Raw genomic sequence first — 13140 nt, 5'->3', positions numbered from 1 at the left:
ACACTCGAGCGATGATCTACCCCTGGCAAACCGACGACTGGCAACGCCTGCAGCAACTGCGCGCGCACTGGCCGCACGCGCTCCTGCTGCACGGAGAGGCGGGCATCGGCAAGTTGCAGTTCGCGCAGCATCTCGCGCAGGGTCTGTTGTGCGAGACGCCCGCCGGCAACGGCGAACCGTGCGGCACGTGCCGCGCGTGCCTGTGGTTCTCGCAAGGCAATCACCCTGATTTCCGCGCCGTGCTGCCCGAGGCGCTCGCCGCGCTCGCCGCGCTGCCAGGATCGGCCGCGGCGGACGACGCATCGGCTGAAAAAGCCGACGATGGCGAAGGCAAGAAATCGCGCGCGCCCAGCAAGGAGATCAAGATCGAGCAGGTGCGCGCGCTGCTGGACTTCTGCGGCGTCGGCTCGCATCGCGGGGGCTTGCGCGTCGTGCTGCTGTATCCCGCCGAGGCGCTCAATGTCGCGGCGTCGAACGCGCTTTTGAAGACGCTCGAAGAGCCGCCGTCGGGCGTCGTGTTTCTGCTCGTGTCGGCGAGAATAGACCGGCTCTTGCCGACCATCATCAGCCGCTGCCGCCAATGGCCGATGAGCCTGCCCGACGCCGATGCGGCGCGTGCCTGGCTCGCGTCGCAAGGCGTGGACGATGCCGCCAGCCTGCTTGCCGAAGCGGGCGGCGCGCCGCTCACGGCGCTTGCTCTCGCGCACGATGAAAACCGCGCGCTGCGCGATTTCACGCTTGCACAGCTTGCCGCAGGCCCGAACTGCGACGCGTTCGCGTGCGGCGAAAACCTGCAGAAGCTGCCGGTGCCGATGGTTCTCGGCTGGCTGCAACGCTGGCTCTACGACGTGCTCGCACAGCGCACCGCCGGCCGGCCGCGCTATTTCCCCGGCGCGGCCAAGGCGCTCGCGCGCTGCGCGCAAAGCGCCGATCCCGCCGCGCTCGCCCGTTGCATCAAGGCCGTCACGCGCCAGCGCGCGGTGGAGAACCATCCGCTGAACGCGCGGCTCGTTTTCGAAGAACTGTTTCTCGCGTATCGCGGGATCTTCACCGCCTGATCCTTTGTTCGATTCCGAAACGCTACCACCCATGAGTCTCACGTATCGCGACGCCACCCTCGACGATCTGCCCGCCATCGTCGCCATCTACAATTCGACGATCGCCTCGCGGCAAGTCACTGCGGACCTCGATCCGGTCAGCGTCGAAAGCCGTCTCGCGTGGTTCCGTTCGCACGGCCCGGACGCGCGCCCGCTGTGGGTGGTGGAAGAGGGCGGCTCGGTGATTGCGTGGCTGAGTTTTTCGGATTTCTACGGCCGTCCGGCGTATGCGCGCACGGTCGAAGTCAGCATTTATCTGGACGAGCGCGCGCGTGGCAAGGGTCTCGGCAAGCAGCTGCTGCGCGAGGCACTCGATAAAGCGCCGTCGCTGAAGGTCGACACTGTCCTTGGCTTCGTCTTCGGCCACAACGAGCCGAGCATGAGGCTTTTCGCGAGCTTCGGCTTCGAAGCATGGGGCACGCTGCCGCGCGTCGCGGTGCTGGACGGCGTGGAGCGCGATCTCGTCATTCTCGGCTTGCGGCTGGAAGGCGCACCGCAACGAAAAAACGGCCTGAGTCAGAACCAGTAGCAAGGAGCACGGGATGTTCGTCGATTCGCACTGTCACATCAATTTCGAAGGCCTGGCCGATCGTCTGCCGGACGTGCTCGACAAGATGCGCGCGCACGCCGTCACACACGCGCTATGCGTGTCGGTGGATCTGGAGACGCTGCCCTCGGTGCTCGATATCGCCGAGCGATGCGAGAACGTGTACGCGTCGGTCGGCGTGCATCCGGACCACGAGGACGCAAAAGAGCCGAGCGTCGCGGAACTTGTCGAACTGGCGGCGCATCCGAAAGTCTGCGCGATTGGCGAGACGGGACTCGACTACTATCGGCTCGAAGGCCGCAGCATCGCCAACATGGAATGGCAGCGCGAGCGGTTTCGCACGCATATCCGCGCCGCGCACGCGACGGGCAAGCCGCTCATCATCCATACGCGGTCGTCGTCGGAAGACACGCTGCGCATCATGGAAGAGGAGCGCGCGAGCGTGCCGGGCGGCGTGATGCACTGCTTCACCGAGCCGTGGAACGTAGCCGAAGCGGCGCTTGCGCAAAACTTCTTCATCTCGCTCTCCGGCATCGTCACGTTCAAGAAGGCGACGGACGTGCAGGACGTGGCGCGGCGCGTTCCGCTCGACCGTCTGCTGATCGAAACCGACTCGCCGTATCTCGCGCCGGTGCCGTATCGCGGCAAGCCGAATGAACCTGCGTACGTGAGTTATGTCGGACGTTTCATCGCGCAATTGCGCGAAGAGACGGACGAGACGGTCGCGCAGGCCACGACCGAGAATTTCTTCCGGCTTTTCAAGATCGCGCGCGCGGCTGCCTGAGCACTGCCGGGCAAGCGGCGCGATTCATCGTTTCATGGCAATTCGAAGGTCCACTATGAACAATTCCCCGATGCTTTCCACTCAGTCCGCGATGACTGCAAACACGCAACCGGCCGCTTTGCGGGCGGGCAGGCGCGCGGCCGTGCGCGGACTTTTCGCCGGCGCGCTCGTCGCGGCATGCGCGTTCGCGCAGCCGGTCTGGGCCGCTTCCGTGGACTCGCTCATCAAGGCTGTCAAGTTCGACGACGTGTCCGAAGTCAAGAAGCAGCTCGCGCAGGGCGCAGACCCGAACACGGTCGATAACACTGGCGCGCCGCTCCTCGTGATCGCCGCGCGCGAGAAGTCCGACAAGGTCGGCCAGCTACTCGCCGACAATCAGAACACGGACCTCGAAAAGCTGGATTCCGCCGGCGAAAACGCCATGATGCTCGCGGCGCTCAACGGCGACGCCACGTTCGTGAATCTGCTGATCGCGAAAGACGCCGAAGTGAACAAGAAGGGCTGGACGCCACTGCACTACGCGGCGACCAACGGTCATGACGACATCGTGAAGATTCTGCTCGACCACTCCGCCTATATCGACGCCGGTTCGCCGAACGGCACGACGCCGCTCATGATGGCCGCGCGCGGCGGTCATCTGTCGACGTGCAAGCTGCTGCTCGACCAGGGCGCGGATTTGCGGGTGAAAAATCAGATCGGCATGACCGCCGTGGATTTCGCGCGGAAGTACAACGAGAAAGACGTCGCCGAGGGCTTGCAGGCGCGCCTCGACGCGATGCAAGGCGGCGCTGCTCAAAGCGGCGCAAATGGGTCAAAATAGCACCGCCACGCCTGAAACCGGGCGAGCGCGGTCAGGCGCGGCCGCCTCGCTCCAATACGCCGCCGCTCAACACAAAAGGAAGACCATGCTGCGGGAAATCGCCATCGCCTGTGCTCTTGCGACGCCCGTGTGCGCGTTCGCATTCACCGGCAACGATCTCAACAAGCTCTGTATCAAAACCGATCCGAACTCGCGTACCGCGTGCGCCGCCTATATTGAAGGCGCGGCCGACGGCGTCTATAACACGATAGAAGCCATCGGCGGCACGACCGGGCCGCAGGTCGGCCAGTACTTCTGTCTGCCGGCCGACGTGAAGCCGCAACAACTGACGGACGCGGTGCGCAAGTACATCGCGGACAATCCCGACAAGGCGAATTTCAACGCCACCACGATGGTGTCGCTCGGGCTCGGCAAGGCGTTTCCCTGCAAGGCGGAACGCTGAAACGCCCGTCGAGGCGCGCCGTGACACGGTCGCGGCACGCTTCGATACACCTCTTGACGACGGCTTCGGTGATGCCGCACGGCGCGGAAACCCGCACGCCGTTTGCTAGTCGAACTTCCGACAGCGATTTCTGCATATCACACAAAAAACGCAAGAGGAACGTCTTATGAGCCGTCTCGTCGTCGTATCCAACAGGGTCGCCACGCCCACTGAAACCAAAGGCTCGGCCGGCGGACTCGCCGTCGGCGTGTTCGGCGCGCTGAAGGACAGCGGCGGCGTCTGGTTCGGCTGGAGCGGGGACGTCGTGAGCGAAGGCGTCGCGAATCAAGGCCCGACGCTCGAGCAGGACGGCGCAGTGACGTTCGCGACCGTCGGCTTGCCGAAGAAGGACTACGACCAGTACTACCGCGGCTTTTCGAACGCGATGCTGTGGCCCGTTTTCCACTATCGCAACGATCTGGCCGTCTACGACCGCGACGAATACGCCGGCTACCGGCGCGTGAATTCCTGGCTCGCGCACAAGCTCATCAAGCTGCTGGAGCCGGACGACGTCATCTGGGTTCACGACTATCACCTGATTCCGTTCGCCGAGGCGCTGCGCAGCGCGGGCATCACGAATCGCATTGGCTTCTTTCTGCACATTCCGTTTCCGTCGCCGCAGATTCTGCTCAACATCCCGCCGCATGAGGAACTGGTGCGGTCGCTGTGCTGCTATGACGTCGTCGGCTTTCAGACCGAAGGCGACCAGATCGCGTTTCACGACTACATCGTCCGGCACGCGCACGGCACGGCGACGGAAGACGGCCGCGTCGAGGCGTTCGGGCGCAAGCTCAGGACGGGCGTGTACCGCATCGGCGTGTTCCCGGACGAAATTGCGGAACAGGCGCAGCGCGGCGAGGCGCGCCAGGACGTGATGGACCTCAAGCAGAGTCTCGAAGGCCGCAAGCTCATCATGAGCGTGGACCGGCTGGATTATTCGAAAGGGCTCGTCGAACGGTTCCGCGCGTTCGAGCATTTTCTGGAGAAGTCGCCCGAATGGCGCGGCAACGTCACGCTCGTGCAGATCGCGCCGCCCACGCGCTCGGACGTCGAAACTTATCAGCAGATACGCCAGAACCTCGAATACGAAGCGGGGCGCATCAACGGGCGTTACTCCGGCCTCGATTACACGCCCATCCGCTATCTGAACCAGCGTTACGACCGCTGGAAACTCATGTCGCTGTTCCGCGAGTCGCAGATCGGGCTCGTCACGCCGCTGCGCGACGGCATGAATCTCGTCGCGAAGGAATACGTCGCCGCGCAGAATCCGGACGATCCGGGCGTGCTCGTACTTTCGCAGTTTGCCGGCGCGGCGGGCGAAATGACGGGCGCGGTGATGGTGAATCCGCACGATGTAGTCGGCATGGCGGACGCGCTTGCCCGTTCGCTCGCCATGCCGCTCGCCGAACGCCAGGAGCGTTATCAGACAAACATGGCGGCGCTCCGCAAACACGATCTCGGCGTCTGGCGCGACAACTTCCTCGCCGATTTACGCGGCGTGCGCCGCAAGTAACAGGCGCACGAAACGGTTGTTTCCGGTCTGTAACAGAAGGATGAAAGTGCAAGAGTACGCGGTGTCGGCTCGCTTCGCCGTCGATAATGGATCATCGCGCGAACCGCCGCCGCGCCTCGCCCCGGCAGTCGAGAAAACCCTCGTTAGCCGGCTGACAGTCTCCTGTCATACTCGGTCTCGCGCGACTCATTACGAATACGTGCACACGCTCGCACGTGGAAGTCCGCATGGAGACGAGAACGATGAGAATTGCCCAGATTGCCCCGTTGACGGAATCGGTCCCGCCCAAACTCTATGGCGGCACGGAACGCGTCGTGTCGTATCTCACGGATGCGCTCGTCGAGCTAGGCCACGATGTCACGCTGTTCGCCACCGGCGACTCGCAGACCACGGCGAAGCTCGAAGCCGTCTGGCCCCGCGCGCTACGGCTCGACCCGGCAATTCGCGACCGTATCGCGCCGCACATGCTGCTGATGGAACTGGTGCGCCGCCGCGCGGAGGAGTTCGACGTCCTGCATTTCCACATGGACTACTATTCTTTCTCGCTCTTTAACCGGCAAGAGACGCCGTTCGTCACGACGCTGCATGGACGGCTCGATTTGCCCGAGCAGCAGCCCGTGTTCGACACGTTCAACACGGCGCCCGTCATTTCGATTTCAGACTCCCAGCGGCATCCGTTGCCGCAGGCGAAGTGGATCTCGACGGTCTATCACGGCCTGCCTGAGACGCGCTACATGCCGCAGCCCGTCGAGCAGAAATATCTGGCGTTTCTCGGACGCATCTCGCCGGAAAAGCGCGTCGATACCGCCATCCGTATCGCGGGACGTTGCGGGCTGCCGATCAAGATCGCCGCCAAGGTCGATGCAGCCGACCACGAGTACTTCGAACGCGAGATCGCGCCGCTTCTGGAATTGCCGTATGTCGAATTCGTGGGCGAAATCAGCGATGCGCAGAAGGCCGACTTTCTCTCGGGCGCGCACGCGCTGGTTTTCCCGGTGGATTGGCCGGAGCCCTTCGGGCTCGCGATGATCGAAGCAATGGCGTGCGGCACGCCGGTGATTGCCTTCAATCGCGGCGCGGTGCCGGAAGTGGTGGACGAGGGCGTCTCTGGGTTCATCGTCGAGGACGAGATCGGCGCGGTGGCGGCCGTCAACCGGCTGCATACGCTTTCGCGCGAAGCCGTGCGCAGGCGCTTCGAAGAGCGCTTCACGTCGCACCGCATGGCGCGGCAATACCTCGACGCGTATCAGGCCGTCGTGCGCGCGCAGAAACGCTCGCGCTTCAAGCTGATCGATCGCGCGGCCACCTGATCTCTCAACGGCCAAGAAAAAACCGCCGTGTGGCGCGACTGTGGGTCGCGCCACACGGCGGTCATGCTTTCCGCCGAACACTCAGGCGGTGCGCCGCTTACATCTTGAGGCGCGTCACCTTCGTGCCCTGGAGCGACACGTCGGCCATTAGGCCCGCGTTGGTCAGCACGAAGGCTTCGACCGGTTTCGTGGCCGTGGTCGTATCGACCGCGCCGTTCGCGCCCATCTTGACGAGCGCCACCGATGCATCCGCGCCTGCCGACCAGCCGTCGGAGTTGCGGAATTTGTCGAGCGCGTCCTGCGTCATGAACAGGAAAATGATCGACTTCGACTGCGCGCCTGCCTGCAGACCGAACGAGCCGGACGTCGTGCTGTAGTAGCCGACCGTGCCGCCGCCCACGCGCAGCGCGCCCTTGCCGTACTGCGCGCCGACGATGAAGCCCGCTTGGATCACCGACGGGAACACGAGAACGCCGCGCGACTTCGCGACCAGTTCGCGCGAGCCGGGGACCGTCGCATATAGCCGCTGGATGGTGCTGTCGACGTCCGCGTCGATGCTGCGGCGATCGTCGGCGCTGCCGGCGGCCTTCTCAGCGCCGGTGTTCGAATTCGTCGTGCAACCGGCGAGCGCGAGGCCTCCCAGCGCCAACACGGCCGTCGACTTGAGCATGAAGTTTCGTCTTTGCATCATTGTTCTCCATCGTGGAATTTAGGAAACCCCATAGTGCGGGAGGGTGAGGCACGCCAAGTTATAGCACAGCGACGAGAAAACGCGACGCTCGCGCCGGAGACTGTTGTTCCATGTCGCCTGCTCACGCCGCTCTTCGTCGCGCGGCGCTTAAGCCCGCCATTCGCGACGATCGTGCTGGCCATTTCGCCCGCCCCGCTGACTGAAGCCCTGTATAAATTTCGCCGAACCGCTCTCGGTTTCGGCAGCAACGCCGCGTAGCCAGTAGCAACGACCGTACCCGAGCGGCGCTTGTCATTGGCTCGTCGTTTTTACTTTGGTCGGAGGAGTCGGCTGCGCGGCCCGCGACGGCCGCCGCAGGGCGCGCTTGATGCCGCCGATCACGATGCCGACGGCGAGCAGGAACGCCGCCGGCACGACCCAGTAGCCGATGAATGCATGCCAAAGATAATCGGCGAGCGTCGCCTTGCGATGCGCGTATTCGTCGAGCGCTTCGTGATGACGCGCGGCATTGGCGCGAAGAACGTCGGCGGGGCAACCGGCTGCGCGAGCTTCGTCGGGCGCGCCGTGACAACGGGCTGCGGCCCCGGCGGACCGCTGTGCATCGGTCAACTGCCAGGTGGAGAGCGCCCTTTGAAGATCGACCGTGTTGTAGGCCATTTCTTCACGCACCTCGTTGACCGCGACGATCATCACGGGCACGGCCCAGAAGGTGATCGTCACGAGCCATCGGCGGAACCAGCGGTTCTTGTATCTCCATGCCATCCGTGCCTCCATGCGAGGCTTGTCGCCACGCTAGACGAGCGGCGGCCGATGGCGTGTTTCTTGTATTCGTGAGGGGCCGCCTTCGCGCCATCTTATGAGAAAACGACGGCGCTGCGAAACACTTGCTTGGGTGCAGTGCAATATGGGCGGCGAGATGCGGGACGCCGCGCGCCGCGTGCGGCGGGCGCGGCGCGAGGACGATCAGCTCTTGCTGCTGAGACAACTCTTCATGAACGCTTTGCGGTCGTCGCCTTTCTTGCCGGACGCCTGACTGTTGCACGCGGTCATGCGCTGCTGCTGGGTCATGGGCGCCGAGGCGGCGGAGGCTGCGGCGGGCGTGGCGGACAGGCAACTCTTCATGAACGCCTTGCGATCGTCGCCTTTCTTGTCGGCTGCCTGCTTGTTGCAGTCGGTCATCTTCGACTGCTGGCTGTTGGCCGCGAACGCCGAAGGCGCGCCCAGCGTAAGACTCAAAACAGCGATAAGGGCAGTGGCTCGAATAGTCATGTGACGCTCCCTGAGTGATTGACGATTCTTCTCGAATACGCGAGTTTCGACGACTCGCCCCGCGCATTATGGCAAAGCGGATTTCAACCGGGTGTGCGATAAGGTTAAATCTCGAGTTGAACATTGGGCCGCCGCGCCGTGGCCTTGCAACGCGCTTTCGCCGGCCACGCTGACGCTGCGTTTCGTCATCGAGTTGCCGTCATCTTCCATTCCCGACGCCGTTCACGATAGGAGCCGCTCCATGTCCACACCGCTCGCCGATCACTACAAGGGCTTCGCCATCCACGTGCAGGCGCTGCGCCGCGCGAAAGAGCGCGACGAGCCGGACGACGGCCCGCGCCACTTCGACATCTTCGTGACCATCTCGCGCGCCGCCGCCGGAGAAAGCGGCCGCTCCGCCATGTTCGGCGTGCCCGAGCAGGAGCCGTTCGAGAGCCCGATCGATGCCACGCGCGCCGGCATCGAGTATGGCCGCAAAATCATCGACAACGAGATCGAGGGCCAGTCGGTCGCCGATCTCTGAGCCTGCGGCTGGCGTCGAACGCGCGCAAGACCACACTGCGCATGCGTCCGAAGCGTCCACTCCACGTTAGCCCGATTGACCGCGCGCCTGGCACGAACGAGAATCGACGGCGGCAAACGTTGAACCGCCCATGTTTCGCATCACATGCAAGACCCACTGCACAACACCAATGAAAACACTGGAGGAGAACCGCATGAAGTCAGCCATTCGCCGTCGCGTCCTGTCAGCCGCCGTCGCACTCGTTGCCTGCAGCGCGCTGCCTTTCGCCGCATCGCCCGCGTTCGCGCAGAGCGCCGGCAAGCCGAAGGTCGCGCTCGTGATGAAGTCGCTCGCCAACGAGTTCTTCCTCACCATGGAAAACGGCGCGAAAGACTACCAGCAGCACAACACCGACAAATTCGACCTGATCACCAACGGCATCAAGGACGAAACCGATACCGCCGCGCAAATCCGCATCGTCGAGCAGATGATCGTCTCGAAGGTCGATGCGCTCGTCATCGCGCCGGCGGATTCGAAGGCGCTCGTGCCGGTCATCAAGAAGGCGGCGGACGCGGGCATCATCGTCGTGAATATCGACAACCGGCTCGATCAGGACGTGCTCAAGTCCAAGGACCTGAACGTGCCGTTCGTAGGCCCCGACAACCGCAAGGGCGCGCGTCAGGTCGGCGACTATCTTGCCAAGCGCCTGAAGAAGGGCGACGAAGTGGGCATCATCGAGGGCGTCTCCACGACCACCAACGCGCAGCAGCGCACCGCCGGCTTCAAGGACGCGATGGACGCGGCCGGCATGAAGGTGGCCGCGCTCCAGTCGGGCGATTGGGAAATCGACAAGGGCAACGCCGTCGCGTCTCAGATACTGAACGCGAACCCGAACGTGAAGGCGCTGCTCTGCGGCAACGACAACATGGCCATCGGCGCGGTCTCGGCCGTGCGCGCGGCGGGCAAGGCGGGCAAGGTGCAGGTGGTCGGCTACGACAACATCAACGCGATCAAGCCCATGCTGAAGGACGGCCGTGTGCTCGCCACCGCCGACCAATACGCGGCGAAGCAGGCCGTATTCGGCATCGACGTGGCGCTCAAGGCCATTGCCGGGCACAAGAAGCAGTCGGAGCTCTCGACCGTGGTGGAAACGCCCGTCGATCTCGTGACGAAATAAGAAGCATCGAGCGTTGCGCCGCGAACCGTTCGTCCTCAAGTTCGCGGCGATCATGCCGTTAATTCACGGACGAAGGACACGGGTGAAAACACGCACGAACGCGGTTGAGGGACGACGGAGCGCGCCGGCCGCCGTCCCGCCGCAACGCATGCAAAACTTTGCCGAGGATGCACCGAACGCCTTGAGCGACCTTACGCCATGATGAAAGACGCGCACGACGCGAGCGTGCTGACCGTCACGGGAATCGGCAAAACGTATGTGGAGCCGGTGCTGGCCGACGTTTCGCTCGGACTTTTCCCGGGCGAGGTCCTGGCGTTGACCGGCGAAAACGGCGCGGGCAAGAGCACGCTGTCGAAGATCATCGGCGGACTCACGAATCCGAGCACGGGCACGATGACGCTCGCGGGCCAGCCGTACGCGCCGCAAAGCCGCACCGAGGCGGAATCGCTCGGCGTGCGCATGGTGATGCAGGAGCTGAACCTGCTGCCGACGCTCTCGGTCGCGGAGAACCTGTTCCTGAACCGCCTGCCGCAGAAAGGGCGCCTCAAAATCGGCTGGATCGATCGTAAGCGGCTCGCAGAAGACGCGCGGCACGCGATGGCGCAAGTCGGCCTCGACGCGATCGACCCTGACACGCTCGTCGGCGATCTCGGCATCGGGCATCAGCAGATGGTCGAAATCGCGCGCAATCTGATCGGCGATTGCCGCGTGCTGATTCTCGACGAACCCACCGCGATGCTCACGGCGCGCGAAGTCGATCTTCTCTTCGAGCAAATTGCGCGGCTGAAAGCGCGCGGCGTGGCGCTCGTCTATATCTCGCACCGGCTGGAAGAATTGCGGCGCATCGCGGAGCGCGCCGCCGTGCTGCGCGATGGCCGCCTCGTGCACGTCGGGCCGATGAGCGCGCTGACCAGCGACCAGCTCGTCACGCTGATGGTGGGCCGCGAACTGGGTGAACGCATCGATCTGGGCGAGCGCAAGCTGGGCGGCGTCGCGCTGAGAGTGGACGGCATGACGCGCGCCCCGGCCGTGCGCGACGTGTCCTTTGAAGTGCGCGCGGGCGAGATTTTCGGCATTAGCGGGCTGATCGGCGCGGGGCGCACGGAACTCATGCGCCTGATCTACGGCGCGGATCGCGCGGACGCCGGCACGGTGTCCGTCTCGCGCGGCGGCGAAGCACTGCGCGCGGTGAGCATTCAGTCGCCGTCGGATGCGGTGAACAACGGCATCGCGCTCATCACGGAGGACCGCAAGGGCGAGGGCTTGCTGCTCGGCCTGCCCATCGCCGCGAACGTTTCACTCGGCAACGTGGGCGCGGTGGCCCGTCACGGCGTGATCGACACGCGGCGCGAAGCGGCGCTCGCCGAGCGCCAGATCGACGCCATGCGCATTCGCACGTCCGGGCCGGCGCAGGCCGTGTCGGAGCTATCGGGCGGCAATCAGCAGAAAGTGGTAATAGGCCGCTGGCTCGCCCGCGACTGCACCGTGCTGCTTTTTGACGAACCGACGCGCGGCATCGACGTCGGCGCGAAGTTCGACATCTACGGGCTCATGGGCGCGCTTGCCCGCGAAGGCCGCGCGCTCGTCGTCGTTTCGAGCGATCTGCGCGAACTCATGCTGATTTGCGACCGGATCGGCGTGATGTCGGCGGGGCGCATGACCGGCGTGTTCGAGCGCGCGAACTGGACGCAGGATGCGCTGCTCGCCGCAGCCTTTGCCGGCTACGCGAAGCGCGAGGCGATTCTGCACGAGCCGCTCGCGCCCGACGCGAAGCCGCCCGAACAAGACAATTTCCTGGAGCATTGAATGACGGGTCAGTCCGAAGCCAATCTGCCGGCCGATGCACCGAAAAGCGGCAAGAACGCGAAGGGCGCAGGAACGCGCCTCGGCTTCTCCAACTATCTCGGGCTCGCCGGCGCGCTCGCCGCGATGATCGCGCTTTTCTCCGTGCTGAGTTCGCACTTCCTGACGTACGACACCTTCAGCACGATTGCGAATCAGATACCCGATCTCGTCGTGATGTCGATCGGCATGACGTTCGTGCTGATCATCGCGGGCATTGACCTGTCGGTGGGCTCGGTCCTTGCGCTCGGCGCTTCGGTGGTGAGCGTGGCCGCCCTGAAGTGGCACTGGCCGGCGCTTCCGGCGGCGCTCATCGGGCTGGCCGCCGCCGCGCTGACGGGCACGGTCACGGGACTCGTCACGGTGGCGTGGCGCATTCCGTCGTTCATCGTGTCGCTCGGCGTGCTGGAAGCGGCGCGCGGACTCGCGTATCAGATGACGAACTCGCGCACTGCCTACATTGGCGATGCGTTCGATTTCCTCTCAAATCCGATCGCGTTCGGCATCTCGCCGGCCTTTCTGATTGCAGTCGCGGTAATGATTGTTGCGCATTGGGTCTTGACCCGGACGATTTTCGGCCGTTATCTGGTAGGCATCGGCACGAATGAGGAAGCCGTGCGGCTCGCGGGTGTGGATCCGCGGCCGTACAAGGTGATCGTTTTCGCGCTGATGGGCGCGCTGTCAGGACTGGCCGCGCTGTTCCAGATTTCACGTCTCGAAGCCGCGGATCCGAACGCGGGCGCGGGCGTGGAGCTGCAGGTGATCGCGGCGGTGGTGATCGGCGGAACGAGTCTGATGGGCGGGCGCGGCTCGGTCATCAGCACGTTCTTCGGCGTTCTCATCATCTCGGTGCTGGCGGCGGGGCTGGCGCAGATCGGCGCGAACGAGCCGACCAAGCGCATCATCACGGGCGCGGTCATCGTGGTCGCGGTGGTGCTCGATACGTACCGGAGCAGACGCAGGCGCGGTTGATGCCGCGAGGCAGCACGTCGAGCCTCGCAGCGGGGTGGGGCGCGACGTTAAACGCAGGTGAAGTCAAATAGATGACCGGATCGCCGTTGTCCGCCAAAAGCGGGAAAGCGGCAGAGGCAGGGCGACGCGCATGAG

Annotated in this window: 14 protein-coding genes; 11 read left to right on the top strand and 3 right to left on the bottom strand. The window is 64.5% G+C overall.

Annotated features, from left to right (window positions below; all coding sequences use genetic code 11):
* The first annotated feature begins 11 nt into the window (after positions 1 to 11).
* The 7 genes from P9239_RS11385 to P9239_RS11355 all read left to right on the top strand — a co-directional run bounded on the left by P9239_RS11385 (position 12) and on the right by P9239_RS11355 (position 6552).
* Positions 12 to 1058, top strand: coding sequence for a DNA polymerase III subunit delta' (locus P9239_RS11385; RefSeq protein ID WP_309750788.1), 1047 nt, complete (start codon positions 12 to 14; stop codon positions 1056 to 1058).
* A 31-nt stretch (positions 1059 to 1089) separates the two neighbouring features.
* Positions 1090 to 1626, top strand: coding sequence for an N-acetyltransferase family protein (locus tag P9239_RS11380; protein WP_309750786.1), 537 nt, complete (start codon positions 1090 to 1092; stop codon positions 1624 to 1626).
* 13 nt (positions 1627 to 1639) lie between these two features.
* On the top strand, positions 1640 to 2428 hold the full coding sequence (locus tag P9239_RS11375) for a TatD family hydrolase (RefSeq protein WP_309750784.1): 789 nt from the start codon (positions 1640 to 1642) through the stop codon (positions 2426 to 2428).
* 55 nt (positions 2429 to 2483) lie between these two features.
* Complete coding sequence (locus P9239_RS11370; RefSeq protein ID WP_309750782.1) at positions 2484 to 3248, top strand: ankyrin repeat domain-containing protein; 765 nt, start codon at positions 2484 to 2486, stop codon at positions 3246 to 3248.
* Between the two features lie 85 nt (positions 3249 to 3333).
* Complete coding sequence (locus tag P9239_RS11365) at positions 3334 to 3690, top strand: Rap1a/Tai family immunity protein (RefSeq protein WP_309750780.1); 357 nt, start codon at positions 3334 to 3336, stop codon at positions 3688 to 3690.
* Between the two features lie 166 nt (positions 3691 to 3856).
* A complete protein-coding gene (gene otsA, locus P9239_RS11360; RefSeq protein WP_309750778.1) occupies positions 3857 to 5242 on the top strand; it encodes an alpha,alpha-trehalose-phosphate synthase (UDP-forming) in 1386 nt (461 codons plus the stop codon).
* A 242-nt stretch (positions 5243 to 5484) separates the two neighbouring features.
* The gene (locus P9239_RS11355; protein WP_309750777.1) at positions 5485 to 6552 is read left to right on the top strand and encodes a glycosyltransferase family 4 protein; all 1068 of its coding nucleotides are present in this window, start codon (positions 5485 to 5487) and stop codon (positions 6550 to 6552) included.
* A 97-nt stretch (positions 6553 to 6649) separates the two neighbouring features.
* Here P9239_RS11355 and P9239_RS11350 read toward each other — a convergent pair whose 3' ends face one another.
* The 3 genes from P9239_RS11350 to P9239_RS11340 all read right to left on the bottom strand — a co-directional run bounded on the left by P9239_RS11350 (position 6650) and on the right by P9239_RS11340 (position 8512).
* Complete coding sequence (locus P9239_RS11350; protein WP_309750774.1) at positions 6650 to 7240, bottom strand: YSC84-related protein; 591 nt, start codon at positions 7238 to 7240, stop codon at positions 6650 to 6652.
* Between the two features lie 294 nt (positions 7241 to 7534).
* Positions 7535 to 8005, bottom strand: coding sequence for a hypothetical protein (locus P9239_RS11345; protein ID WP_309750771.1), 471 nt, complete (start codon positions 8003 to 8005; stop codon positions 7535 to 7537).
* 201 nt (positions 8006 to 8206) lie between these two features.
* The gene (locus P9239_RS11340; RefSeq protein WP_309750769.1) at positions 8207 to 8512 is read right to left on the bottom strand and encodes a PsiF family protein; all 306 of its coding nucleotides are present in this window, start codon (positions 8510 to 8512) and stop codon (positions 8207 to 8209) included.
* A gap of 241 nt (positions 8513 to 8753) precedes the next feature.
* Between P9239_RS11340 and P9239_RS11335 the strand changes: the two genes are divergently transcribed.
* The 4 genes from P9239_RS11335 to P9239_RS11320 all read left to right on the top strand — a co-directional run bounded on the left by P9239_RS11335 (position 8754) and on the right by P9239_RS11320 (position 13005).
* Complete coding sequence (locus tag P9239_RS11335; protein ID WP_309750767.1) at positions 8754 to 9035, top strand: hypothetical protein; 282 nt, start codon at positions 8754 to 8756, stop codon at positions 9033 to 9035.
* Between the two features lie 193 nt (positions 9036 to 9228).
* Positions 9229 to 10191 (top strand): sugar ABC transporter substrate-binding protein, encoded by a 963-nt coding sequence (locus P9239_RS11330; protein ID WP_309750766.1) that lies wholly within the window; start codon positions 9229 to 9231, stop codon positions 10189 to 10191.
* Positions 10192 to 10389: 198 nt separating this feature from the next.
* Positions 10390 to 11997: a sugar ABC transporter ATP-binding protein gene (locus P9239_RS11325; RefSeq protein WP_404980029.1), complete on the top strand. Its 1608-nt coding sequence runs from the start codon at positions 10390 to 10392 to the stop codon at positions 11995 to 11997.
* Entirely contained in the window at positions 11998 to 13005 is a 1008-nt protein-coding gene (locus P9239_RS11320) for an ABC transporter permease (protein ID WP_309750764.1), read from the top strand.
* Positions 13006 to 13140: the final 135 nt, after the last annotated feature.

The organism is Caballeronia sp. LZ062 (assembly GCF_031450785.1).
In the GTDB taxonomy this organism is placed as follows: domain Bacteria; phylum Pseudomonadota; class Gammaproteobacteria; order Burkholderiales; family Burkholderiaceae; genus Caballeronia.
Note: the sequence above shows the minus strand (reverse complement) of the source record. Positions and strands in the feature narration are given on the sequence as shown.

Bases quoted from the DNA above. Each gene is read 5' to 3' on its own strand.
- P9239_RS11385 (WP_309750788.1), top strand. From the start codon at position 12: ATGATCTACCCCTGGCAAACCGACGACTGGCAACGCCTGCAGCAACTG.
- P9239_RS11380 (WP_309750786.1), top strand. From the start codon at position 1,090: ATGAGTCTCACGTATCGCGACGCCACCCTCGACGATCTGCCCGCCATC.
- P9239_RS11375 (WP_309750784.1), top strand. From the start codon at position 1,640: ATGTTCGTCGATTCGCACTGTCACATCAATTTCGAAGGCCTGGCCGAT.
- P9239_RS11370 (WP_309750782.1), top strand. From the start codon at position 2,484: ATGAACAATTCCCCGATGCTTTCCACTCAGTCCGCGATGACTGCAAAC.
- P9239_RS11365 (WP_309750780.1), top strand. From the start codon at position 3,334: ATGCTGCGGGAAATCGCCATCGCCTGTGCTCTTGCGACGCCCGTGTGC.
- otsA (WP_309750778.1), top strand. From the start codon at position 3,857: ATGAGCCGTCTCGTCGTCGTATCCAACAGGGTCGCCACGCCCACTGAA.
- P9239_RS11355 (WP_309750777.1), top strand. From the start codon at position 5,485: ATGAGAATTGCCCAGATTGCCCCGTTGACGGAATCGGTCCCGCCCAAA.
- P9239_RS11350 (WP_309750774.1), bottom strand. From the start codon at position 7,240: ATGCAAAGACGAAACTTCATGCTCAAGTCGACGGCCGTGTTGGCGCTG.
- P9239_RS11345 (WP_309750771.1), bottom strand. From the start codon at position 8,005: ATGGCATGGAGATACAAGAACCGCTGGTTCCGCCGATGGCTCGTGACG.
- P9239_RS11340 (WP_309750769.1), bottom strand. From the start codon at position 8,512: ATGACTATTCGAGCCACTGCCCTTATCGCTGTTTTGAGTCTTACGCTG.
- P9239_RS11335 (WP_309750767.1), top strand. From the start codon at position 8,754: ATGTCCACACCGCTCGCCGATCACTACAAGGGCTTCGCCATCCACGTG.
- P9239_RS11330 (WP_309750766.1), top strand. From the start codon at position 9,229: ATGAAGTCAGCCATTCGCCGTCGCGTCCTGTCAGCCGCCGTCGCACTC.
- P9239_RS11325 (WP_404980029.1), top strand. From the start codon at position 10,390: ATGATGAAAGACGCGCACGACGCGAGCGTGCTGACCGTCACGGGAATC.
- P9239_RS11320 (WP_309750764.1), top strand. From the start codon at position 11,998: ATGACGGGTCAGTCCGAAGCCAATCTGCCGGCCGATGCACCGAAAAGC.